The organism is Devosia sp. XK-2 (assembly GCF_037113415.1).
Classification (GTDB): domain Bacteria; phylum Pseudomonadota; class Alphaproteobacteria; order Rhizobiales; family Devosiaceae; genus Devosia.
Genome location: NZ_CP146608.1, coordinates 2,220,128 through 2,243,147, shown reverse-complemented (window position 1 = coordinate 2,243,147; position 23,020 = coordinate 2,220,128). Strand labels below are relative to the sequence as shown.

24 protein-coding genes and 1 other RNA gene are annotated in these 23,020 nt (G+C 61.4%); 16 read left to right on the top strand and 9 right to left on the bottom strand.

Annotation, left to right across the window (positions count from 1 at the left end; all coding sequences use genetic code 11):
* Positions 1 to 214 precede the first annotated feature (214 nt).
* Positions 215 to 3,862: an AsmA family protein gene (locus V8Z65_RS10990; protein ID WP_338719937.1), complete on the top strand. Its 3,648-nt coding sequence runs from the start codon at positions 215 to 217 to the stop codon at positions 3,860 to 3,862.
* Here V8Z65_RS10990 and V8Z65_RS10985 read toward each other — a convergent pair.
* From V8Z65_RS10985 to ssrA, 3 genes are all read right to left on the bottom strand, one after another.
* Entirely contained in the window at positions 3,846 to 4,067 is a 222-nt protein-coding gene (locus V8Z65_RS10985) for a ribbon-helix-helix domain-containing protein (protein WP_338719935.1), read from the bottom strand. The genes V8Z65_RS10990 and V8Z65_RS10985 overlap by 17 nt on opposite strands.
* Before the next feature lie 15 nt (positions 4,068 to 4,082).
* Positions 4,083 to 4,571 (bottom strand): SspB family protein, encoded by a 489-nt coding sequence (locus tag V8Z65_RS10980; RefSeq protein ID WP_338719933.1) that lies wholly within the window; start codon positions 4,569 to 4,571, stop codon positions 4,083 to 4,085.
* 114 nt (positions 4,572 to 4,685) lie between these two features.
* Positions 4,686 to 5,044: a transfer-messenger RNA gene (ssrA, locus tag V8Z65_RS10975) on the bottom strand.
* A gap of 39 nt (positions 5,045 to 5,083) precedes the next feature.
* Here ssrA and V8Z65_RS10970 point away from each other — a divergent pair.
* On the top strand, positions 5,084 to 5,674 hold the full coding sequence (locus V8Z65_RS10970) for a thermonuclease family protein (RefSeq protein WP_338719931.1): 591 nt from the start codon (positions 5,084 to 5,086) through the stop codon (positions 5,672 to 5,674).
* Positions 5,640 to 6,302 carry a hypothetical protein gene (locus V8Z65_RS10965; RefSeq protein ID WP_338719929.1) on the top strand — a complete coding sequence of 221 codons (663 nt, stop codon included), beginning with the start codon at positions 5,640 to 5,642 and terminating at the stop codon, positions 6,300 to 6,302. Before V8Z65_RS10970 ends, V8Z65_RS10965 begins: the two co-directional genes overlap by 35 nt.
* On the opposite strand, the gene V8Z65_RS10960 is transcribed toward V8Z65_RS10965, so the two are convergent.
* On the bottom strand, positions 6,299 to 6,580 hold the full coding sequence (locus tag V8Z65_RS10960; RefSeq protein ID WP_338719927.1) for a YdeI/OmpD-associated family protein: 282 nt from the start codon (positions 6,578 to 6,580) through the stop codon (positions 6,299 to 6,301). The two genes, V8Z65_RS10965 and V8Z65_RS10960, sit on opposite strands and share 4 nt — an antisense overlap.
* Positions 6,581 to 6,687: 107 nt before the next feature.
* Here V8Z65_RS10960 and V8Z65_RS10955 point away from each other — a divergent pair, with 107 nt between their 5' ends.
* The 4 genes from V8Z65_RS10955 (at position 6,688) to V8Z65_RS10940 (ending at position 9,601) form a co-directional block, all read left to right on the top strand.
* Positions 6,688 to 7,482, top strand: a complete 795-nt coding sequence (locus V8Z65_RS10955) for a thymidylate synthase (RefSeq protein WP_338719925.1) — start codon at positions 6,688 to 6,690, stop codon at positions 7,480 to 7,482.
* The gene (locus V8Z65_RS10950; RefSeq protein ID WP_338719923.1) at positions 7,479 to 7,805 is read left to right on the top strand and encodes a MazG nucleotide pyrophosphohydrolase domain-containing protein; all 327 of its coding nucleotides are present in this window, start codon (positions 7,479 to 7,481) and stop codon (positions 7,803 to 7,805) included. Before V8Z65_RS10955 ends, V8Z65_RS10950 begins: the two co-directional genes overlap by 4 nt.
* 59 nt (positions 7,806 to 7,864) lie before the next feature.
* Positions 7,865 to 8,872, top strand: a complete 1,008-nt coding sequence (locus V8Z65_RS10945) for a DUF4424 domain-containing protein (protein WP_338719921.1) — start codon at positions 7,865 to 7,867, stop codon at positions 8,870 to 8,872.
* A gap of 231 nt (positions 8,873 to 9,103) precedes the next feature.
* Complete coding sequence (locus V8Z65_RS10940; RefSeq protein ID WP_338719919.1) at positions 9,104 to 9,601, top strand: GNAT family N-acetyltransferase; 498 nt, start codon at positions 9,104 to 9,106, stop codon at positions 9,599 to 9,601.
* 404 nt (positions 9,602 to 10,005) lie between these two features.
* On the opposite strand, the gene V8Z65_RS10935 is transcribed toward V8Z65_RS10940, so the two are convergent.
* Together V8Z65_RS10935 and V8Z65_RS10930 are read right to left on the bottom strand one after the other, a co-directional pair.
* Positions 10,006 to 10,800, bottom strand: coding sequence for a hypothetical protein (locus V8Z65_RS10935; RefSeq protein ID WP_338719918.1), 795 nt, complete (start codon positions 10,798 to 10,800; stop codon positions 10,006 to 10,008).
* A gap of 30 nt (positions 10,801 to 10,830) precedes the next feature.
* Positions 10,831 to 11,049 (bottom strand): hypothetical protein, encoded by a 219-nt coding sequence (locus V8Z65_RS10930; RefSeq protein ID WP_338719917.1) that lies wholly within the window; start codon positions 11,047 to 11,049, stop codon positions 10,831 to 10,833.
* Between the two features lie 296 nt (positions 11,050 to 11,345).
* Between V8Z65_RS10930 and V8Z65_RS10925 the strand changes: the two genes are divergently transcribed.
* The 3 genes from V8Z65_RS10925 (at position 11,346) to V8Z65_RS10915 (ending at position 14,107) form a co-directional block, all read left to right on the top strand.
* On the top strand, positions 11,346 to 11,867 hold the full coding sequence (locus V8Z65_RS10925; RefSeq protein ID WP_338719916.1) for a dihydrofolate reductase: 522 nt from the start codon (positions 11,346 to 11,348) through the stop codon (positions 11,865 to 11,867).
* Between the two features lie 63 nt (positions 11,868 to 11,930).
* Positions 11,931 to 13,019 carry an FtsH protease activity modulator HflK gene (hflK, locus tag V8Z65_RS10920; protein WP_338719915.1) on the top strand — a complete coding sequence of 363 codons (1,089 nt, stop codon included), beginning with the start codon at positions 11,931 to 11,933 and terminating at the stop codon, positions 13,017 to 13,019.
* 2 nt (positions 13,020 to 13,021) lie between these two features.
* Complete coding sequence (locus V8Z65_RS10915; protein ID WP_338719913.1) at positions 13,022 to 14,107, top strand: protease modulator HflC; 1,086 nt, start codon at positions 13,022 to 13,024, stop codon at positions 14,105 to 14,107.
* Positions 14,108 to 14,180: 73 nt separating this feature from the next.
* Here V8Z65_RS10915 and serB read toward each other — a convergent pair whose 3' ends face one another.
* The gene (gene serB / locus V8Z65_RS10910) at positions 14,181 to 15,053 is read right to left on the bottom strand and encodes a phosphoserine phosphatase SerB (protein WP_338719911.1); all 873 of its coding nucleotides are present in this window, start codon (positions 15,051 to 15,053) and stop codon (positions 14,181 to 14,183) included.
* A 30-nt stretch (positions 15,054 to 15,083) separates the two neighbouring features.
* Here serB and miaA point away from each other — a divergent pair, with 30 nt between their 5' ends.
* Positions 15,084 to 15,974, top strand: coding sequence for a tRNA (adenosine(37)-N6)-dimethylallyltransferase MiaA (gene miaA, locus V8Z65_RS10905; protein WP_338719909.1), 891 nt, complete (start codon positions 15,084 to 15,086; stop codon positions 15,972 to 15,974).
* Here the strand turns inward: miaA and V8Z65_RS10900 are convergent.
* Entirely contained in the window at positions 15,971 to 17,383 is a 1,413-nt protein-coding gene (locus tag V8Z65_RS10900; RefSeq protein ID WP_338719907.1) for an MATE family efflux transporter, read from the bottom strand. The genes miaA and V8Z65_RS10900 overlap by 4 nt on opposite strands.
* 80 nt (positions 17,384 to 17,463) lie before the next feature.
* Between V8Z65_RS10900 and V8Z65_RS10895 the strand changes: the two genes are divergently transcribed.
* The 4 genes from V8Z65_RS10895 (at position 17,464) to V8Z65_RS10880 (ending at position 19,326) form a co-directional block, all read left to right on the top strand.
* Positions 17,464 to 17,823, top strand: coding sequence for a DUF423 domain-containing protein (locus tag V8Z65_RS10895; RefSeq protein WP_338719906.1), 360 nt, complete (start codon positions 17,464 to 17,466; stop codon positions 17,821 to 17,823).
* Positions 17,824 to 17,903: 80 nt separating this feature from the next.
* The gene (locus V8Z65_RS10890; protein ID WP_338719905.1) at positions 17,904 to 18,179 is read left to right on the top strand and encodes a hypothetical protein; all 276 of its coding nucleotides are present in this window, start codon (positions 17,904 to 17,906) and stop codon (positions 18,177 to 18,179) included.
* A gap of 316 nt (positions 18,180 to 18,495) precedes the next feature.
* On the top strand, positions 18,496 to 18,711 hold the full coding sequence (locus V8Z65_RS10885; protein WP_035087182.1) for a cold-shock protein: 216 nt from the start codon (positions 18,496 to 18,498) through the stop codon (positions 18,709 to 18,711).
* Positions 18,712 to 18,867: 156 nt separating this feature from the next.
* Positions 18,868 to 19,326 (top strand): NUDIX hydrolase, encoded by a 459-nt coding sequence (locus V8Z65_RS10880; protein WP_338719896.1) that lies wholly within the window; start codon positions 18,868 to 18,870, stop codon positions 19,324 to 19,326.
* Between the two features lie 36 nt (positions 19,327 to 19,362).
* On the opposite strand, the gene V8Z65_RS10875 is transcribed toward V8Z65_RS10880, so the two are convergent.
* Positions 19,363 to 20,862 carry an inorganic phosphate transporter gene (locus tag V8Z65_RS10875; protein ID WP_338719894.1) on the bottom strand — a complete coding sequence of 500 codons (1,500 nt, stop codon included), beginning with the start codon at positions 20,860 to 20,862 and terminating at the stop codon, positions 19,363 to 19,365.
* 379 nt (positions 20,863 to 21,241) lie between these two features.
* Between V8Z65_RS10875 and V8Z65_RS10870 the strand changes: the two genes are divergently transcribed.
* Entirely contained in the window at positions 21,242 to 23,011 is a 1,770-nt protein-coding gene (locus V8Z65_RS10870) for an acetolactate synthase 3 large subunit (protein WP_338719892.1), read from the top strand.
* Positions 23,012 to 23,020 lie beyond the last annotated feature (9 nt).

Here is a 23,020-nt window from a genome sequence, read left to right as displayed (position 1 = left end):
GTGGGAGGGAGACGATGAACACAAGCGTTGCGGCCTTGCGCCTCCCTCCCCTTGATGGGGAGGGACCGAGGGTGGGGTGGCGCGCGCGAGGGACAGGGGGAATGGCTCGCGCGGCCATATCCTCTTCCTCGCTCAAAAGGCGTGGAGGCGGGCTTGCGCATGCCCCGCAACTGCCTACACTCACGCCAGTTTCAGCCGGGGCAGATCAGGCACAGTGCTCAATCGCATCTATATCGTGGTCGGCATCTTAGCCATTGTGGTGCTGGCCGGCGCTTTCATCGCGCCGCGCTTTATCCAATGGGGCGATTATCGCGACCGCATGGAGGTGCTGGCGAGCGGCGTGCTCGGCGCCGAGGTCTCGATCCGCGGCGATATTTCATTTTCCTTGCTGCCCAGCCCGCGACTGGCCTTTTCCGATGTGATCGTGGGCGATGCCGAGGCGCCGGCGGCGACTGTAGGCGCGGTGGAAGCCGAATTCGTGCTGATGGATTTCTTGCGCGATATCTACAATGTCACCGCGCTCAGCCTCGACCATCCCGTGGTGCATCTGACGGTGGACGAGAATGGCCTGGTCGGCAGCGGTGTGGACCTTAGCGGGGCTGGCAATGGCGTGGCGCTGGGCCATGCGCGGATCACCAATGGCAGCATAAGGCTGGAGGATTTGCGTTCGGCCGAGACATTCGTCGCCAGCCGTGTCGACGGCGACTTGCGGCTTTCCAGCTTTTCGGGCCCCTTCCAGTTCCAGGGACGGGCGGATTACGACGCGGCGCGCTATGAAGTGCGATTCAATTCCGGTGCCGCCGATGCGAATGGCAATGCCCGCATATCGAGCTTCGTGCATGAGCCGCTGGGCGGATTTTCGGTGACGCTGGACGGCGTGTTTTCGGCCGGCGCCGCGCCGCGTTTCGAGGGCAATCTGGCCTATCGGCAGGCGCCGCCGGAAGCCGAACGCGCCGACGATATTCGCGGCGACTTGCTGCTGGAAAGCGCCCTGACCGTCTCGACCGATCGTGTGGTGATGTCCGGCTATACGCTGCACCCGGATGAAAACCGCGCCGGGATGCGGTTGACGGGGGCTGCGAGCATACAATTGGGTAGTCGGCGCAGCTTCGATGCTGTGGTGTCCGGGGGCGTGTTCTCGCTGCCGCCGCGCGACGCCACGGAAGTGCCTGGCGAATTGCCCTATGAATTTGTCCGCATGCTTTCCGAACTGCCGGCGCCACCCATTCCACCCATGCCGGGCCGGCTGGGGGTCGATCTTGCCGAGGTGGGGCTGCGGGGTTTTGCGGTGCGCGAATTGCGGGTCGATGCGACCAGCGACGGCAGGACCTGGACCCTTGAACAGGCGGTGGGCCGTCTGCCGGGCGAAACCGAATTGCGCCTGTCCGGCGACGTCACCAACGCTGATGGGGTCATCGGTTTTAGGGGCGATATCAGCGTGGCCGCGGCGCGACTCGAAGCGCTTTCCCAATTGTGGAAACGGCCCAGCGAGGATAGCCCGCTGTTCAACACACCCGGGCGTCTCGAGGGCCGGCTGATGCTGGCCGGCGACGCTTTCGGGCTGAGCCGCGGCACCCTCACCCTTGATGGACAGCGCCATGCAATCGAAATGCGGCTCGGTTTCGGGGCCGAGCCGCGGATGGATGCTGTACTGGGTCTGGCAAGCCTGGATGCCGGCGAAACGGCGCGCCTCCTCGCCCTGTTTCCGGACCCGGCCGGTGATACCAGTTTCGCCATCAGCTTCCCCCAGGGCAGCCTTTCGCTCACCGCGGACAATGTCGATATTCTGGGGCTGCCGGCCAGCGATCTGATGGCCGAGGTGCAATGGTCGCCCCAGGCTATCGACTTTTCGCACCTTTCGGCCTCGGATTGGGGCGGGCTGGCGTTGAGCGCCAATCTGCGTTTTACCGGTGGTCTCAGCACTCAGCATATCACCGGGTCCGGACAGTTGGGCGTAGCAGCGGCGGATGCCCCGGGCCTGGCTGCGATTTATGAAATGGCCGGCGTTCCGTTCGGTTGGCAGGAAGCGTTGACAGGCGCCTGGCCGGCCGATTTGCAATTCCTGCTCTCGGGTGCAGAGCAGGGCGGCGGACAGGTGCTGACTTTGGGGGGAACGGCCGGGGGCGCGAAACTGGATATGCGGGCCGAAATGGCCGGTGGCCTGGCTGCATTGGCGCGGGACGATCTGCGCCTGGTGGCCTCGCTGGAGGCGGAAGACGGTGCCGCCGCGCTGGACCAGCTCGGACTGTCGGACCTGTCCCTGTTCGATGGCAGTGACGCCCTGATTGCGAGCCTGTTTTTCGAAGGCAATGGACCTGATGGGTTCGGGGGCCGCATGGCGCTGAGCCAGGGCGGGCAGTCCATCGGCTATTTCGGCGGGCTGCAGGTGGCACAGAGCGGCGAGATCAGCGGGGAAGGCACGCTCAATGTGCTGCTCGACAGGAGCGGGGGCCTCGCCACGCTGATCGGTGCAAAAGGCGCCAGCCTGCCGGGGGTCGAGGCCAGCGCGGCACTATCCTTTGAAGGGATGCGGCGCGTGACCCTGGACAATATCTCCGGCACTGCCGGCGGCGTCGGTTTTGGCGGCCACTTGCAAATGCAACGCCTGGGCCTCTTGCCCAGCTTCACCGGACAGGTGAATGCGGACAGTATGGAATTGGGCGGATTGGCGGCGGCCCTGTTTGGAGCGGATGCCCTGATCGGTGCCGATGCTGGCATCTGGCCGGAGGGGCCATTGGCCGTCAATGCGGCGCCGAGACCCTCGCGTGGCGATATTGCCGTTTCGAGCGGCAGTGTGACCCATCAGGGTCGCCCGATGCTCGGCCAAACCAGCTTCAATTATTCATGGAGCCCGGAGGCGGTCGGCATTGCGCGGCTGGTCGGGTCGGTCGGTGGCGGTGCGCTCAGGCTATCGGTCGAGCAATGCTGCGCCGGTTCGCTGGCGGCGCGCACCATTTCGGGGCAGGTCACGCTGGACGGCGTGGCGCTCGACAGCATCGCACCCGAAGCCGTCGCCAGGGGGCTTTCGGGCAATATCTTTGCCGGTCTGCAGTTCGAGGGTACCGGCGAGAGCCTGGGCGAGGCGATGCGCAGCATGACGGGCGAGGGCAATTTCGCCATCGGCGACTTTGTGGCGCAGGGCCTGGCGCCATCGGTGTTTCCAGCCATTGCCGGCTTCGAGGACGTGCTCAATACCGAGGCTGATGCGCTTGAAACGCTGATCGGGCTGGCATTGTCGCAGGGCGAATTTACCGCCGATGAGGCGCGCGGCGCCTTTACCATTGCCGGCGGCACTGTCCGCATCGCCAATCTGATCGTGGAAGGCGTTGGCGGGCGGCTGGCCGGAAGCCTCAATCTGGTGCTCGACACATTGGGTCTGGATGGCAGCTATGTGCTGACCCCATGGGATTTCAGCGATCCGAATGGATTGGTCGAGGCCGATAGCGCCCGCATTATCGCCCGGGTGGCGGGGACCCTACTGGCGCCTGAGGTGAACGTCGATCTCAGCGAAATGGTCGCGGCAATTCAGGTGCGCGCCAATGAATTGGAGGTTGAGCGGCTCGAAACCCTGCGGCTGGAGGACGAAGCGCGGCAACGCGCCGCCGCGGAAGAACGCAACCGGCTGATCGAGGAGCAGCGTCGGCGCGCGGCCGAGGAGGCGGCCCGCCGGGCGGCGGAGGAAGAAGCGCAACGACTGGAAGAGGAACGGCTTTTGCTCGAACAGGGCGGCACAGTTGTGCCGGAGGGCGAGGACACGGAAGCGCCGGTGACCGGCCCGCTCAATCTGGGCTTTCAGCCCGGGGTGAACCAGCCCATCGACAATAGCATAAACCAGCCGATCCAGCTTATTCCGGGGCAGTAGCACCGCCATCCCTGTACCAGGCCAGGACGGCCAGCCGCACGGCGGAGGAGAGGTTGGTGGTGTCCCGGCTTTCGTCGATTTCGCGCACCAGGCCCGCAAGGCTCAGGTCACGGCTTGAGGCCATGGCCTCAAGCCCGCGCCAGAAATCGGGCTCCAAGGCGATCGATGTGCGGTGTCCGGCTATGGAGAAGGAACGCTTTTCCATGCCCCGGTCGAAGCGTCAGGGCTTCTTGCGGAAGGCGTCGAGGCTGACGACCTTTTCGCCGCTGGTTTCGCTCGAGGCATTGTCGCCCGAGGCGGCTTCGGTGGCCGCGTCAGCGCTGGCTTCATCGGCTTCGCGTTCGTCAGGCGCCGTGGCCGGATCAAATTGCAGGGCGAATTGCACGGAAGGATCGAAGAAGCTCTTGATGGCCGCAAAGGGGATGTGCAGCATTTCTGGCTGGCCATTGAAGCTCAGGCCGACCTCGAAGGCGCTTTCGGTGACCTTGAGGTCCCAATACTGGTTCTGCAGCACGATGGTCATTTCCTTGTCGTACTGCTTGAGCAGTTCTTCACTGATCCGCGTGCCGGGCGCGCGGGTCGCAAAGGAAATGAAGAAGTGGTGGTCACCTGGCAGTCCGGTCCGGGAGACTTCCGCCAATACCTTGCGCACGACGCCGCGCAGGGCTTCCTGAGCGAGAATGTCGTATCGCATGTGGTCTTCGGCCATAGTGCCCTGATCTCCTCATCTGTCCGGATCGAATCCCGAACGGCCCATATCAGCCCTACGTTCCCATGAATTTCAAGAACAAAGGGGGCTGGAACTTCAGGCAAAATGAAATTGAGTGCAGGCTTCTGTTGCCAGGTGCCTGCGAACCCCGCCTGCCGCCCGGCTAGGAGCGGAGGACTTCAATTCCCAGTGCTAGCACCGCTTAAGCGGCGAGAGCGACCGGAGCCTTATGGTTGTCATTGGCAACTATAAGTTTTAGCCCGATAACGGCGGTACAATGCCGAGCGAAAGCACACTCTTTACGCCCTCGTCGATCCTGTTTCGTCCCCATTGGCTCCCCCCGCTGGGAGGGGAGATGGTGGAGACGCCGGGTACTGCCCCCGGGTCCGATGGGTTTATTACAATGACTGTTTATCGCCATAGCCCGTAAGGGCACCTCCTATATAGGCGAGCCCCCCTGCAGATGCAAACTCGGATGGGGTCGATTCAGCGCCATTTAACAAGTCGTGATCATGGTGTCGGCCAAAGGGGACCGGCATATGGGCGTGATACGGCAGAGCTATGGGCGTGGCGGCACAAGACGGCGGACCGTCAGGAGACGGCGCAATCGCGTGCTGGAGATGGGGCAGCTTCTCGCCGTTGCCCTTGCGGCAATCGCGCTGGGCGGCGCCGTGACCCGCATGGTCGACGAGGGCCGGCTGACCGATTGGTTGCTGGGTGCAGCACCGGCCGCGGCGTCCGTCGCCCCCGAGGTCTATTCGCGCCACTTTGCCATCTGCTCGAGTGCCAAACGCGACACGTGCATTGTCGATGGCGACACGTTCTGGCTCGATGGCACCAAGATCCGTATCGCCGATATCAACACGCCCGAGATTTCTTCGCCGCAATGCGCGCGGGAGGCGCAATTGGGCCGGCAGGCTACCAGCCGCCTGGCGCAATTGCTCAATGCCGGGCCGTTCAGTCTTGCGCCGGCCGATCGCGACGAGGACCGGTATGGGCGCAAACTCAGAATCGTCGAGCGGGACGGACGCTCGGTGGGCGCGCAATTGGTGGCCGAGGGCCTGGCACATGAATGGCAAGGCGCCCGGCGCGGCTGGTGCTGATCCCATCCTGGCCGGGCGCTGGACAATCGCGGGGCAATGCGCTCTTGCTGACAAGCAGGGAGAAATGGAAATGGCGCTCAAACCGCTGAGCGGTCGGGAATGCGATGGCTGCACAGCCTGCTGCTCTTTTCCGCCCATTCACACCGCGGGACTGCAGAAACCGGCGAATACGCCGTGCCCGCATTGCGCCGAGGGGCAGGGCTGCACGGTCTATGAAGCGCGGCCCGCCATATGCCGGGGCTTTTTCTGCGGCTGGTTCTTTCTTGAAGACCTCGGCCCGGAGTGGCATCCGAGCCGCAGCGGCGTCGTCATCCGGTCGGAGAGCTTCGACAATGACACGGTCACGCTGCTCATCCTTGAACTGAGTGCGTTCCTGGTTTCCGAGGACTTTGCCGGGACGGTCGGCGCCTGGGTGGAGCAGGATATCGGCGTCGAATTCGAGCGGCTCGGTCCGCCGGGGCATTTGCCGGCCAAGATGCGCATGAATGAGCTATTGGCCGATGCCGTGGTCGCCAGGGACCTGCGCGAAATGCAGAAAATTTTTGCCTGGTCGCTGGCGCATATCGACCGGACCCATGTCTGGGAGAGAGATGGCACAGTGATGCTGAGCACACTCAACCAAGGCTAGCCGTTCCATTTCATGCGCATATAGACGCCGCCCGCTTCCAACTCCTCGAGCATCTGGCTGAGCCGCTTGCGCTTGGTATCCTCGCGCTTGGCCTTGTTGATCCACATCAGATAGTCGTTGCGCTGATAGTCCGGCCGCGCATCATATCTTTCGCGCAGCTCCCGCTCGTCCAGCGCGGCGCGGACGAAGTCCGGCATGGGCTGGAGTGGACGGACCAGCTTGCTCGGGATGGGCGAGCCCAGAATATTGTGGTCGAGATCGGTCTTGGGTCTGCCCATGGACGTCCTTTCTGGTGAACCGGGCCATTCTAGCAGCTCGAACGCGCAAAGCTGTCAGTTGAATTCATGACCGGTGCAGCGCGAGCGAATCGCGGTAGATTTGATCCATGCAATCCTATCTCAAGCTCCTGTCCGACATTCTCGAAACCGGAACCGACAAGTCCGACCGCACCGGCACCGGTACGCGCTCGCTGTTCGGCTATCAGATGCGCTTCGATCTCTCGAAGGGCTTCCCTCTGGTCACCACCAAGAAGCTGCACCTGAAGTCGATTATTTACGAACTGCTCTGGTTCATTCGCGGCGAGACCAATGTGCGCTGGTTGCAGGAGCGGGGCGTCAGCATCTGGGATGAATGGGCCGACGAAAACGGCGATCTGGGGCCGGTCTATGGTTCGCAATGGCGGAGCTGGCCGGCGCCGGACGGCCGCAAGATCGACCAGTTGCAGAATGTCATCGAGCAGATCAGGACCAAGCCCGATAGCCGCCGGCATATCGTCTCGGCCTGGAACCCGGCGGAAGTGGACAATATGGCCCTGCCGCCCTGCCACGCCCTGTTCCAGTTCTATGTCGCCAATGGCCGGTTGAGCTGCCAGCTTTACCAGCGATCCGCCGATGCATTTCTCGGCGTGCCGTTCAATATCGCCTCTTATGCGCTCCTGACCCATATGGTGGCGCAGGTCTGCGACCTCGATGTGGGCGATTTCGTCCACACGCTGGGCGATGCGCATCTTTACAACAATCACTTCGAGCAGGCCCGGCTTCAGCTGTCCCGCGAACCGAAGCCGCTGCCGAAACTGGTGATGAATCCCGAGCGCAAGCGGCTGGAAGATTTCGTCTTCGAGGACTTTGCCTTTGAAGGCTATGATCCCCATCCGCGCATTGCCGCGCCCATTGCCGTATGAGCCGCTCGCTAGCCGAACTGACGGAACTGGTGTCGGAGGTGTCCGACACCTACGCGTCGCGCAATGACATTGCCCGCGATGACGACTGGTATCTGCTCAAGGTTCAGGAAGAGCTTGGGGAACTGGCGGCCGAATATCTCAAGGCAACGGGGCGCGGCCGCTTGAAGGGCGCCGATGCGCCGACCGTCCGGCAGGCATTGGAGGACGAGACGGCCGACCTTGTGGCCATGGTGCTGCTTTTTGCACGCAACAATGGCATCGACCTCGATGCGGCGCTGGAGCGCAAATGGTTCAAATATCTCGGACGTTCACCGACGGTTTGAACCTGTCCGATCACGCGGCGCGTGTTAGTACTCCTCAGGGCAGTTGCCGGGAGGGCATGATGAGGACATTCGTTTCGACACTAATGGTGCTGGCGGCCGCGCCGGCCCTGGCCAATGACACCGCCGCGGTGTTGACCACGGGCGGGCTGGAATTTGTCTCGCATGGCGAAATCGCCATGGAGAGCGAGGACCTGTTCATTTCGAAGGACGAGATCCGCGTGGTCTATACCTTCCGCAATGACAGCGACCAGGACCACGATCTCCTGGTGGCCTTTCCCATGCCCGATATCGTGCCGGACCATTTTTCGCCAGTGGCCTTCCCGATGGGGCCGGCAGACAATCTGTTCGAGTTCGAAACCACGTTCAATGGCGCACCGATAGCGGCAGAGCTGCATGAATATGCCTATGCGGCCGGCGTGGACCGCACCAAGCTTCTGGAAAAGCTCGATATTCCCATCGTGCCCATCAGTCAGGCGGCCATCGATGCGGTCGATGCGCTGGACGAAGAGACCATTGGCCAATTGCTGCATCTGGGCATGGCGGTGCCGGACCAGTTCGATGCCGGAGAGGGCTGGGAAACGCATCATTGGCCCAACTGGACCTATCGGGCGACCTATACCTGGGAAGCGACATTCCCGGCCAATGAGACGGTTGTGGTGGAGCATCGCTACAAGCCCAGTGTCGGCGGCACAACGGGCGTGGCTTTGCTCTCGGGCCCCTACGAGGACGGCTATGATCCGGCGGCCGAATACCGGCAGAAATATTGTACCGATGAGAGCTTTGTGGCGGCCGTGCGCAAGACATTGACCGATCCGGACGAGCCCTGGAGCGCCCCGTTCACCGAGAGCTGGATTTCCTACATCCTGACCACGGGCGGCAATTGGGCCGGCGGCGGCATCGAGACATTCCGCCTGGTGGTGGACAAGGGCAGCACCGATAATCTGGTCTCGTTCTGCGGGGAAGGGGTCCGCAAGATCGGGCCGACGACCTTCGAGATGGTCAAGGAGAACTTCTGGCCGCAGGAGGAATTGAATATTCTCATCCTGGAGCGGCAGGACTGGCAGTAGGGGCATCCCCAAGCCTCCGCCCTCGGGCTTGCCCCGTCACCCCACCCTCAATCCTTCTCACCTCAAAACTCTCCGCAGGAGAGTTTTGCCCTGCGGGACGGATCGAAGCCCATCAAGGGGAGGGAGGCGCAGGGGCCGTGTCACCAGTGTTCATCGTCTCCCTCCCCCTTGTGGGGAGGGATCAAGGGTGGGGGTAACCCTGCCCATCGCTTCTCTCAGAACTTCGGATCTATGGCCGCAATTTACCCATCCCTCGCCATCCGCCCGGCCACACAAGCTGACGCTTCCCTTATCGTCGATTTCATTCGCAGGCTTGCTGCCTATGAAAAGCTGGAGCATGAGGCCAAGGCGAGTGAGGCCGATATCGTCCGCGACCTGTTCGGACCCGAACCCAAAGTGTTCTGCGAAATCGCCGAATGGGAGGGCGAGGCGGTGGGCTTTGCGCTCTGGTTTTATACCTATTCGACCTTTCAGGGCCGGCACGGCATCTGGCTCGAAGACCTCTTTGTCGATCCGGCCGTGCGCGGCAAAGGCATCGGCAAGGCCCTGCTGGTCCATCTGGCGCAACGCTGCGTCAAGGAAGGGCTGGGCCGGTTTGAATGGTGGGTGCTCGACTGGAACGAACCGAGCATCGACTTCTACAAAAGCCAGGGCGGCGTCATGCAGGACGAATGGACCAAGGTGCGGGTCGATGGCGAGGCGTTGGTGAGACTGGGTGGCGAAGGCTAGAGCGAAGGGTAGGGCGCCGGCCACCGTTCATCCCGACGCCGTCCTCGGGCGCGATCCGAGGGCCACCATCAGCAGTGGCGATTTTGAGTTTGACCCTCGATTGCTGTCGGGCCCCTACGATGTGACGACCGATTTCTGCCACCTCCCCACCCACCGCGCGTCATCCTCGGGCTTGACCCGAGGGTTCTTCACTTGACGAAGTCATCCCAGAGATCATGCCGCGGCGGCCCTGGCGGAATCATAAAGTACAGTGCCCTCGGCTCAAGGCCGAGGGTGGCGGCCGGTGGGGGATGCCAACAAAGAGGCAAGTATGGATGGCTGGTCCCGTCGTGGTCGATCGGATCAACTCAATAGTCTCCCAAACCTGCCGTTTGCTAGGGAGCATGAACCGCTGCACGCCGTTGCTACAATGCGTTTGCAGCGCGAAACAGGACGTTGTCAAACACGTACGGCTGCCCATCAAGGTTCAACGCGGTCAGTGCGCCTCCATGTCGGGCAATCATTTCGCCGTAGTTATTAAGTACAGTTCTAATAATCCGAAGGCCAGGGTTTTGAAGAATTGTCTTTTGCGCAAGAAAATCTTGAATGTCAGGAGCCAATTTTCGCGCCGCAAACGCCAGCCTTCCCATCAAGACGGCATCAAGTTCTGAGCTTCTCTGAAGCAGGGCAACATAGCACTGGCATATTAGTGCCAGTGTTACCATCGAGTGAAACCTGACGGTTGCAGCAGTTCCTCCATGGTCGTCAGCTTCGGCTCCGCTGGTTGAAACAAACTCGGCGTCAATCTCAACGAAGAGACTGCCATCTGGACTCAGTTCATGTAGCAGCGAATGACCTGTCTGGTGGACGATCTCCTCTATAAGGTGAAATTTATCATGGCTTCGGTCGAGATTGATGAATATTGTGCGAGGATAACTTGGGTGAAAGAAAGAGTTATTTCTCTCACTCTGAAAGATCACGATGTTGGAAATCGCTGCAGCAACTGCATCTGCCATCCCGACATCAGCTAGGCACGAGATCGCGGCCTCTATGCTAGGGATCGCATTGGAATGATCCGTACTTTTCCAGTCTAGAGGAGCGCCGGCTTCAAACAGTTGCGAAAAGGAGAGATAAACCCTCATGCCACGAACGACAATAGAGGGCGGTGTGGCAAAATTTGAAGCTCGGCGGCCGATCGCTACACCGGCCGCCTGCTGCATGAGCGCTTCCAACAACATAAGTAATGTCGACTATTTGTCGTATGGGGGAAGCCCCAGAAGAGCGTCAAGATCCTTAAAGGGCTGTTCTAGCTCCGGAATCCAAATGCCAGTCTGGGCCTGAATTGCTCGATGGCAAGCATCGTAACCCTTGCCGTTTAGCAGGTCGTCTCTCAGCAAATCCTGAACTTCTTTTGGTAGCTTATAACCAGCAAGCTCAGTAATGTGGATTTCAGTTTGCGTTGGCGTCATTCTTCAGTTCCTCTGTTGAGTCAACTAGAATTAACGACGTTACCTTATCCTATATTTGAAGGGACTGGTATAGCTTAAATCGCGGCTGCTTACGCCCCTTCCACCTGCATATCACGGATACACTCCGGCACGTGAAAGACATCGGTCCTCGCGGCAAGGAATCCCGAGTTCCCGTCGAAGTCGTGCAGAAAAATGTCTGCCTGTTTTCCTGCGCTGTCCCCACAAACCCGCCGGTCCCCACCCCACTTCTCCCACCACCCTTACCCTCTGCCCCCAAACCCGCTAATCATGTTCGCATGATCATCACCTCCCTCATTGCCGCCGTTGCCCGCAACAATGTCATTGGTGCGGACCAGTCCATTCCCTGGCGCATTCCGTCTGACTTTGCCTGGTTCAAACAGACTACTATGGGCAAGCCCATGGTGATGGGACGCAAGCAGTTCGAGACGTTTCCTAAGCCGCTGCCGGGGCGCCCCCATATTGTGGTGACGCGCCGGCATGACTATCAGCCCGAGGGTGTGCTGGTGCGCCATAGCCTGCCCGAAGCGCTGGCGGCAGCGCGGCGGCTGGCCGAAGCCAGCGAACAGAACGAAATCATGGTCATCGGGGGTGGCGACATTTACGCGCAGGCCATGCCCCTGGCAGACCGGCTCTATATCAGCCATGTCGACCTCACGCCGGAGGGCGATGTGCATTTTCCGGCCATTGATCCGGGCATTTGGCGGGTTGTCGATGAGCCGGATGTGCCTCGCTCAGACAAGGACCCGGCTGCTTATGCGATAAGGGTTTACGAACGCATTCACGGGACCGCGCATTGATCGGCTGGCCACCTTGCCTATATATGGCAACAAAGAATTCTCGAAGACACCGAAAGGAATGCGATGCCTTGGGAGAACAATGGTGGCGGAGGCGGCCGCAATAATGGCGGTCCCTGGGGCCAGGCGCCGGGTGGAGGCGGCGGCGGTCCACGCCGTCCGGGCGGTAACACTCCCAACCTCGAAGATATCCTGAACCGCGGGCGCGCCCAATTCGGCGGCGGTCTGCCGGGCGGCCGTTGGCTGCTGGTTGGTGCCTTTCTGGCCGTTGCGGCGTTCTGGGGCGTAAATTCGATCTATCAGATCAATCCTCAGGAAGTAGGTGTTGAGCTGCGTTTCGGCAAGCCCAAGCCCGACCTGTCGGGACAGGGCCTGCATTTCATGCTGTGGCCGATCGATACGGTCGAGCGCGTGGTCACAACTGTCAACCAGACCCAGATCGGCGTGGGCAGCGGCTCCCGGGCCAGTGTCAGCGATGGGTTGATGCTTTCGGGCGACCAGAACATCGTCAATGTGCAGTTCTCGGTCTTCTGGTATATCAGCGAGCCGATCGACTATCTGTTCAATGTGCGCGATCAGGAATCCATGATCCGCTATGCGGCCGAAAGCGCTATGCGCGAAGTGGTTGGCCGCCGTCCGGCGCAGGAAGTCTATTCGGACGATCGCGCCGGCATTCAGGAAAACGTGCTGCGCATTACCCAGAATACGCTGCAGAATTACGGCCTGGGCGTCACGGTCAGCCAGGTGTTGATCGAAAATGCCAGCCCGCCGTCCGAGGTGATTGACGCCTTCAACGAAGTGCAGCGTGCCCGCCAGGACGAGACCCGCCTGCAGGAAGACGCGCGTTCCTATGCCAACACCCTTCTGGGTGATGCCCGTGGTCGTGCGGCGGCCCTTCGTGAAGAGGCTGCCGGTTACACCAATCGCGTGGTTCAGGAAGCGACCGGTGAGGCGGAGCGTTTCAACTCGATCTACGCCGAATACGTCAATGCGCCGGATGTGACACGCACGCGCCTCTTCCTTGAAACCATGGAGGAAGTGCTGGGCGGGTCTGAGAAGGTGATCATAGAGAACGGAACGCAGGGATCGGGCGTCGTGCCCTATCTACCGCTGCCTGAACTGCGCTCGCGCGCCTCTGGCTCGACGGGGAACTGACCATGACCAATCGTCTTTTCATCATTGGTGCGGTCGTCGTGGCTGCTCTCTATGTCCTGTTCTCCTCGATCTACATCGTCAACGAGCGCGAGCAGGCCATCGTCACCCGCTTTGGCCAGATTACCGACATTCGCAGCGAACCCGGTCTCTACTTCAAGATTCCGACCGATTTCGTGGACAGTGTGCAGATCATCGAAGATCGGCTGCTGCGCTATGACATCGCCAATATGCGCGTTCAGGTCTCAGGCAACGCCTTCTATCAGGTCGATGCTTTCCTGACCTATCGCATCTCCAATGCCCGGCTGTTCCGTGAGCGTGCAACCGGCCAATTGTCGGTAGCTGAGGCCCGTATTGGCGCAAGCCTGGATGCCGCCCTGCGGCAGGTCTACGGTCTGCGTGAATTCAGCGACGCCCTGTCCGATCAGCGCGCCCAGATGATGCAGGAGACCCGCGAACTCATCCGGTCCGATCTGGCCGAACTTGGGCTCGATATTGTGGATGTCCGCATTCTGCGGACTGACCTCGATTCAGAAGTCTCTGCCACGACCTTCGAGCGTATGCGTGCCGAGCGTCTGGCCGAGGCTGCGCTGCTGCGTGCCCGCGGTCAGGAACAGGCGCAAAGTCTGCGCGCTATCGCTGATCGTCAGGCCATCGAAATCGTGGCGGCGGCGACCCGCGACGCGGAAATCATCCGTGGTCAGGGCGACGCCGAACGGAACCGCATCTTTGCCGCTGCGTTCGGTCAGGATCCCGAGTTCTTCGAGTTCTACCGGTCGATGCAGTCCTATCGTGCGGCCTTGGGCGATACCGGCACCACCATGGTGTTGTCGCCGGAGAGTGCGTTCTTCCGCTATTTCGGTTCGAACGGCGAAATTCCTGCCGCTAGCACAACCTTTGGAACGCCGCTGCCGCCTCAGTCCTTGCCCCAGAGCGTAACGGACCGAAACGAGCAGGCGCTGGACGGCAAGGGCATCGAGGAGACCGCGGCGCCGACCATGCAGTTGGAAGACGGATCGCAACTGGAGCCGACCATAGGCACCGAGCTTCCGCCTCCGGCCGAAGAAACCGCGCCGGCGACCGCCCAATAGGCGGACAGTCAGCAGTCAACAAAAAAGGCCGGCGCGGGGAATCGCGCCGGCCTTTTTGCTTTGACGCGATGAGCTATCGGACGAACTCGTCATCAGCATAGCCCTGCAGGTAGAGCAGGGCGGTCAGGTCGCCGTGATCGATGCGGATGCCAGCGGCCTGGGCGACGGCAGGCTTGGCATGCAGGGCCACGCCGAAACCGGCGACGCCGAGCATGTCGAGATCGTTGGCGCCGTCGCCCACCGCCATAGTTTGGCTGGCATTCAGGTTCCGTTCATGAACGAGCTCCAGGAGCCGCTCACGCTTGGTATTCTTGTCAACAATGGGCTTGCTCACCGTGCCGGTCAGGCGCTCGCCATCGAACTCCAGGACATTGGCAATGGCCTCGTCAAAGCCGATGCGCTTGGCGAAGTAGTCGGCAAAAAAGGTAAATCCACCAGACACTAAGGACGTGTAGGCGCCATAGGCCTTCATGGTTTGCACCAGCGCCCGCCCCCCCGGCGCAAGCGTGATCGCCTCGCGGCGCACTTCTTCGATCACCTTGCGCTCCAACCCCTTGAGCAGCGCCACCCTGGTATCCAGCGCCTGCGCAAAATCCAGTTCGCCGCGCATGGCTTTCTCAGTAATTTCAGCCACTTGCGGCTTGAGGTTGAGGGCTGCGGCAAGCTCGTCGATGCATTCCTGCTCGATCATGGTGGAGTCCATATCGGCCACCAGCAGCAGCTTGCGCCGGCCTTGGCTGGGCACCACATTGGCGTCAACGGCCGTGGTCCCGATGATGTCCCGCGCCACTTCGAGGGCGTCAGGCGCGGTCGGTTCGAGAATGTCGCAGGCCACGCCGTGGTTTAGCCAGTTGAGTTCTCCGCCGGTTTGGGCCACCACAGCCTGCGCCAGAGACGCGCTCAGTTCAGGATCGGCAGGATTGGCGATGAGAGAAAGAACCGGCATGGCAGGTACAACTTTCGGGAGAGAGGCATAATGGGCCAAAGGCGCGCTGTGCTGATAGCGGGTCCGACTGCCAGCGGCAAGTCGGCGCTGGCGCTCAAGCGTGCGCGGGCCAGCGGCGGCGTTATAGTCAATGCCGATGCCATGCAGGTCTATGACACATTGCGTGTCGTCACTGCGCGCCCCGACGGCGACGACGACGCGTTGGCGGAACACCGCCTTTATGGCACGGTTCCAGCTTCGGAGCGGTTTTCGACCGGCCAATGGGTGCGTGCCGCCGGTCAAGTCATTGGCGCGACCGACCCTGAGCGCGAGTTGATTTTTGTTGGTGGCACGGGGCTTTACTTTGAAGCGCTGACAAATGGATTCGCCGATGTACCAGAGGTTCCGCCGGAACTGACACTTCAAGTTCAGCAAGAGATTCAAGTGCTCGAAGAGCGCGCACGTATGGCTTTGCTGGCGGCGGAGGATCCCGAAACCGCCCGGCGGCTGAAGGTGGCTGATCCGCAACGGGTGACGCGGGCCATCGCGGTCAAACGGGCGACTGGACGGGCCCTGTCGAGTTTTCAGGACGATCAGCAGCCGGGCCTTCTGGAAGGCTGGGCAATCGAGCGCATGGTTCTCTCGCCGGACCGCGAGGTGCTGCGCGAGCGGATCGCCCGGCGCTTCGAAACCATGTTTGCCAGTGGGGCGGTGGAGGAGGTCGAGGCGCTTCGGGCGCTGGACCTCGATCCGTCGCTGCCGGTGATGAAGGCCATTGGCGTGCGCGAAATATCGGACTGGATGGACGGGATGCATAGCCGCGAGGAAGCGATTGCGCTGGCGACCATCGCGACGCATCAATATGCCAAGCGCCAGCGCACCTGGTTCCGCAACCGCATGGGAGATTGGCCTCGGCTCGGGCTCGAGGGTCAGTCGCTCTAGGCTATTTGCCGAAGAAGCCCCAGCCGCTCCCTGAGCGCGAAACGGCCGACCAGAAGCATCGCGACAAAGGCGAGGCCGGCGGCCAGACCCAGCCAGATGCCGACGCCGCGCATGTTCAGGGCAAAGCCGAATAGCCAGGCGATGGGCAGACCGACGAACCAGTAGCCGAAAATGGCCATGAGCATGGGGACTTTGGTGTCGCTGAGGCCGCGCAGGGCATGTGCTGCGACGACCTGAGCACCGTCGACGAGCTGGAAGAGACCTGCAATGGCCAGATAGGTGGCGGCAAAGACCAGGGCGTTCTGGTTCTCGGGCAGTTTGGGGTCGAGAAAGACCGAGACGATGGCTGGCCCGAAAAGAATGAAGGATAGCGCCGAGACAGCCATGAAGCCCGTGCCGAGCATAAAGCTGGTCCACCCCGCCTTGCGGATGCCTTCAATATTCTTGCGTCCATAGGCAATGCCGACGCGGACAGTGGCTGCGATGCCGAGGCCAAGCGGCACCATGAAGGCGAGGGACGCGCATTGCAGCGCCACGGCGTGGGCGGCCAATTCATCGGTGCCCAGCCGGCCCATCAGAATGGCTGCGGCCGCAAACAGACCCACTTCGGCAAGAACGGTCAGGCCAATGGGTGTGCCGATACGAAAGATTTCCCGGAAGCGCGGCCAATCCGGCTTCCAGAAGCGGATGAGGATATTGAACCGTTTGAAACGGCGATGGCGCAGCACGTAAGCCAGCATGACCGCGAGCATAAACAGGTTGGTCAACACTGTGGCGATGGCAGCGCCGCGCAATTCCAGCCGCGGCAGGCCGAAATTTCCGAACATCAGCAGGTAATTGGCAATGGCGTTGACGACAACGCCACCCAGCGTGATGACAAGAATTGTTCGGGTAGCGTCGAATGTGGACAAGAGCGAGCGCAGCACGATGACGCCCATGGCAGGGGCCAGCATGAGAATGGCGATCTGGATATATTCCTCAGCGCGCGCGGCGAGCACGGGGTCCTGGCCAAGCCAGCCATAAACGGTCCTGATCTGCAGCATGATCGGCGCGAGCAGGAGAGCGAGCAGAATGGCAGCCCAGAAACCCTGACGGACGACGCGTCGAATGGCCTTTATGTCGCGACGCCCGCGCGCCTGGGCGGTCAGTGGCGCTACGGCGCCGGTTACACCCACACCGAAGAGAAAAAGCGGCATGATGAAACTGTTGGCAAGCGTTCCAGCGGCGAGGGCCTCTGGTCCCAGCCATCCCATCATGATGACGTCGGTAGCCTGAAGTGCGTTTTGGGCAATCTGGGCTATGACCAGCGGCCATGCCAAGGCAAAGGTGGCGCGGAATTCAGCGCCCCAGCCGTTGACGGAACGGGACCTTGGCGGCGCCGCATTGGCCGCCGCGACGTTGTCGCTCATTGTTTTTTCTCTCACTCGCGTCTCATGCTGTAGTCCAATCCGTGGCTTGACGGAAGCCAGCGCGGGCGCAGGAGCCTTCGATGTCGAAATTGTTTGGGCGAGTGTTGCTGGTTTCTGCCGGCCTGATGGGGGCGGCAGGTGTGGCGGCGGCCGCATCGGCCTCGCATGGCGAAAGTCGGAACCTGTCAGCGGTGGCGACCATGTTTCTGGCCCATGCGCCGGTTTTGCTTATCCTCGGGCTTTGGGCGCAGGGACGTGCCTTTATGGGGGCAGGGGCCGTGCTTGGCGCGGGCACGGCGCTCTTCGGGGCGGACCTGGCCATGCGGGAATATGCCGGGCACGCCTTGTTTCCAGGGGCCGCGCCTGTCGGCGGTGGTTTGATGATCCTGGGCTGGCTGGCGCTGACTCTGGCCGGGGGGCTGATGGCGCCCCGGATTTGAATCAACAAAGATTAAATCCGGCCCGGAACCATTCACGCAGACGTGCGTTTGTTCGTGCGAGCTTTTCGTTGGAGGACTTCATGCACAAAATCCTGATCATCGCCGCAACGGCCCTTTCGCTGGCGGCCTGCACCACCACCCAGCAGGGTGCAACGGTGGGCGCCATTGGTGGCGGTATCATCGGCGCGACTGCGACCGGCGGCAATGTCGTGGGAACGGCAGTGGGCGCCGGTATTGGCGCCGTGGCCGGTGCGGCCGCAGGCGAACTCCTCGGCTATTACGGGACCAGCCGCGATCGCTGCGTTTATGAGCGCCGCGACGGCACCCGCTATATCGATACCTGTCCGCGCGGATAATTTGCGCGCAGCCAAGCCGCAGCGCCCCCTGCGGCGTAGCGCCCCCAGGCGCCAGACACCCGGTCGGCCCCCCGGCCGGGTGTTCTTATGAGCAGGAGCAGATATTCTATTGAACCAGCACAACGGCCTTGAAAAAGTCATTGCAGACAGAGATAATTAGACCATACGTGCCACTTGTCTTGCGCTATCTGAACGACCGGCCTTGCCGGAAACTTGGCTACCTCCTGATCTCGTGAACCGTAAGTCCGGGAAAAGCACGTCCCGGATAAACCCTTCCGTCGCCCCGGCGACATAACAGACCAAGAGGACCATTCAGATGGCCGCTATCACCGGTACCGTGAAATTCTTCAACACCACCAAGGGCTATGGATTTATCTCGCCCGACAATGGTGAAAAGGACGCATTCGTCCATATCTCCGCCGTTCAGCGTTCGGGCCTGCAGGGCCTGTATGAAGGCGACAAGGTCAGCTTCGAGCTGCAGACCGGCCGCGATGGCAAGGTCTCCGCGACCGAACTGACCCTGCTGAGCTAAGCTTTTTAGCGATTGGCAGGGTTCGACGCCGTTTCTCCAGGAAACGGTGAAGAACCCGGTGCGAGGGGCCCTTTAGGGCCCCTTTTGCTTGCAATCATATGCGATATCTGACGGGCTAGAATTCTCTGCCCAACTCGAAATGTAGTGCCGACCGACATGCGCGATTTTCTGAAACACTGGAGCCCTCGGGTCGAAACCGCCGAGACGCTGAGACAGTCCGGCGCCTTGCCTTATTCGATCATTGAAGGGCGCGTGGCTTTTCTCCTGATTACATCGCGTCGTGGTGGCAAATGGATATTTCCCAAGGGCGCGATCGAGCCAAACATGACGGCCTGGGACAGCGCTGCGCTTGAGGCGCAGGAAGAGGCCGGCGTGATTGGCGAAATTTCACATGAGAGGATCGGTTCGTATCGAACGGGCGCTGGGGGAGACAATGTGGGGCTGGTGGACGTCGATCTCTACCCGTTGCGGGTGACCCAGCAGCTCGACGAATACAAGGAACAAGGCGAGCGGATGCGGCATTGGGCGACGCTATCGGAAGCACGCCGCCTGCTGGCTGACCAGACGATGGGGCGGCTGGCACTGACGCTGCATAATAGTCTACTGGCCGGCTAGAGTCCCGCTGGCGCGGCTGGCCGTTTGCCGAGTTGATCAGTTGATGAGCAGGTTCAGGCCCAAATAGAGAATGGCCGAAACCAGTGCGGCGGCGGGCACGGTAATGACCCAGGCCGCCGCTATCGAATAGACGTGCTGACGCCGCACCAGCATGCGGGTCTCGGCCCGGCGGGCATTGGCGAGAGCTTCTTCCGGTGTCGCGTTGAGCTGGCTGGGATCGATGAAGCGGGCATTGATCGGCACGGCGGAGCCTTCCATATCGCGCCGCGAGATATATTCGCGCAGGAACCCGACACCGAAGACGGCGCCGACGGCGATATGGGTGGAGGATACGGGCATGCCCAGAGCCGAGGCAATCAGCACGGTGACGGCGGCCGAAAGAGCGGCGCAGAAGGCGCGAATTTCGTTGAGCTTGGTAATCTGTTCGCCCACGGTGCGGATCAGCCGGGGGCCGAACAGCGCAAGACCCAACGAAATGCCAATGGCACCGATGGCCAGGACCCAGAAGGGCAGGGCGATGCCCGCGACCTCGCCATGGCCGGTCTGGATGGTCGTGACGATGGCGGCGAAGGGACCGATGGCGTTGGCAACGTCATTGGCGCCATGGGCGAAGGACAATAGGGCCGCCGAAACAATCAAAGGCAGGCGGAAAAGCGCGGCCACGTGTTTTTTGCGGTTTTCCATATGCCGGGATTGATGCCGTACCCAGGGCATGGCCGCGACCCAGCCGAGCAGCGTAAAGCAGATGCCAAGCAGGATGGTGACGCCCCAACCCGGTTTCCATATGCGGCTCAGGCCCTTGGTCGCCAGATACATGGTAAAAATGCCTATCATGGCGGCAACAAAGATGGGCACCCAGACGCGGGCTGACGTGATCTTGTCAAGGCGCGTGGTGATGGTCACGCGGATGACTGCCAGGAATACGGCCGCAATTATGCCCCCCATAACAGGAGAAATGACCCAACTGGCGGCAACCGCGCCCATGGTCGGCCAATTGACGATGGCGAGACCGGATGAGGCAATGCCGGAGCCGATGACACCGCCGACGACGGCATGCGTGGTGGAGACTGGCGCGCCGACATAAGTAGCCAGGTTCACCCACAGGGCCGAGGCGAGCAGGGCGGCCATCATCACCATGATGAAGGTGCGGCTTTCCATTTCCGGAGAGATCAACAGATCGCGCGCGACGGTGTTGACGACGTCGCCGCCGGCCAGCAAGGCGCCGGAGGCCTCGAAAACGGCGGCAATGGCCAGGGCACCGACCATGGTGAGTGCGCGCGACCCGACGGCGGGACCCATATTATTGGCCACGTCATTGGCGCCGACATTGAGCGCCATATATCCGGCGATGAGCGCGCCGATAACCACGACATAGGTTCCCGGTCCCTGGCCGACGGCGAAGCTGGCCCAGACACCCGCCAGCAGCAGGAAGACCAGGGCGACACCAGGGGCGGCCAGGGAGCGGCTGAGGTTATGGGTGGCTGTTTCCAGGCCCGAAACTCGCTGCAGGTCCTTGTCGAGAGCGCTTTTACTCATGTCACCAAACTGTCATGAATGATCTTGCGTCCCGCCTTATCATCTCGCAGGACGACTGCCAGCCCCAATTTGGCCGGGAAACGTGCTCGTGCACGAGAATCCGGCACCGGCGCGGGCGATAAATGCATGCCGACTTGACTTGAGCGTGACACTGCTTTTATCAATGCGCCGTCTAGAATTTTTGGAGCAGTCCCGTGCGGGCACTCATTCTCGTAGTAGGCAGGCGCATCGGCAACGTGGGGTAAAGCCCCGCGCGAATGCTGGTGCGCCGAAAACAGGTCCCAAACGGGGCCTTTTTTATTGCCTTTTTTCCGCCGGGCGGGAGAACGGCGGGTTAAGAAGAGCCCTGACGGGCTGAAGACTTAGGAAGGGCTGACAAATGGCCGAGAAAATGACCGGCGCGGAGATGGTGATCCAGGCGCTGACAGACCAGGGCGTCGAACACATCTTCGGATATCCCGGTGGGGCGGCCCTGCCGATCTATGACGCCATGTTCCAGCAGGATTTCGTCAAGCACATCCTGGTGCGCCACGAGCAGGGTGCGACCCATATGGCCGAGGGCTATGCGCGCTCGACCGGCAAGCCGGGTGTGGTTCTTGTGACGTCGGGCCCCGGCGCGACCAATGCGGTGACCGGCCTCACCGATGCATTGATGGATTCCATCCCGCTGGTCTGCATCACCGCCCAGGTGCCGACCACGCTGATCGGCACGGACGGCTTCCAGGAATGCGACACGGTCGGCATTACCCGCTCCTGCACGAAGCACAATTACCTCGTGAAGAACGTGGCCGACCTGCCGCGGATCATGCACGAGGCCTTCCACATCGCGACGACGGGCCGTCCGGGCCCGGTTGTCGTCGATATTCCCAAGGATATTCAGTTCGCTGTCGGCGAATATTTCAAGCCCGAGATCGAGACGTTGCGGCACAAGTCCTATCGGCCGCAGATGGATGGAGATGCCGCGGCCATCGAGGCGGCGGTGGACCTTATGCTCAAGGCCGAGCGTCCGATCTTTTACACGGGCGGCGGTGTGATCAATGCGGGCCCGGAAGCTTCGGACAATCTGCGCGAACTGGCCGAACTGACCGGGTTTCCTGTGACCTCGACCCTGATGGGCCTTGGCGCCTTCCCAGCCTCCAATCCGCAATGGATGGGTATGCTGGGCATGCACGGCAGCTACGAAGCCAATATGGCGATGCATGATTGCGACGTGATGATCAATATCGGCGCGCGGTTCGATGACCGCATTACCGGGCGCATCGATGCTTTCTCGCCCAATAGCCGCAAGATCCATGTCGATATCGATCCGTCTTCGATCAACAAGATCATCCATGTGGATGTGCCGATCGTGGGCGACTGCAATCGCGTGCTCGAAGAAATGATCCGGGTCTGGCGGTCCAAGACCAATCAGCCGCGCACCGAGGCTATTGCGCCCTGGTGGAAGCAGATCGAGAAATGGCGTGCCGTCGGCTCGTTCAATTTCAAGAATTCGGACACCACCATCAAGCCGCAATGGGCCATCCAGCGGCTTTATGAGGCGACGAAGAAGCAGTCCAAGGAGGTGTTCATCACCACCGAGGTGGGACAGCACCAGATGTGGGCGGCCCAGCATTTCCATTTCGACAAGCCCAACCACTGGATGACATCGGGTGGGCTGGGCACGATGGGCTATGGCCTGCCGGCCGCCGTCGGCGTGCAGGTGGCGCATCCCGATGCGCTGGTGATCGACATTGCCGGTGAAGCGTCGGTGCAGATGACCATGCAGGAGCTGTCGACGGCGGTGCAATATCGCCTGCCGGTCAAGATTTTCATTCTCAACAATGAGCGCATGGGCATGGTGCGCCAGTGGCAAGATCTGCTGCATGGCTCACGCTATGCGCATTCCTATTCGGAATCGCTGCCTGATTTCGTGAAGCTCGCCGAGGCCTATGGGGCCAAGGGCATCAAGTGCGACACGCCCGCCGAACTCGACGCCGCCATTGCCGACATGCTCGACCATGACGGTCCGGTGCTGTTCGACGTGCTGGTCGAAAAAGACGAGAACTGCCTGCCGATGATCCCATCGGGCAAGCCGCATAATGAAATCATCCTGCCCGATACGGCCAATATCGGCGACATCATCGACGAGAAGGGACGGGCGCTGGTTTAAGCGCTGGAG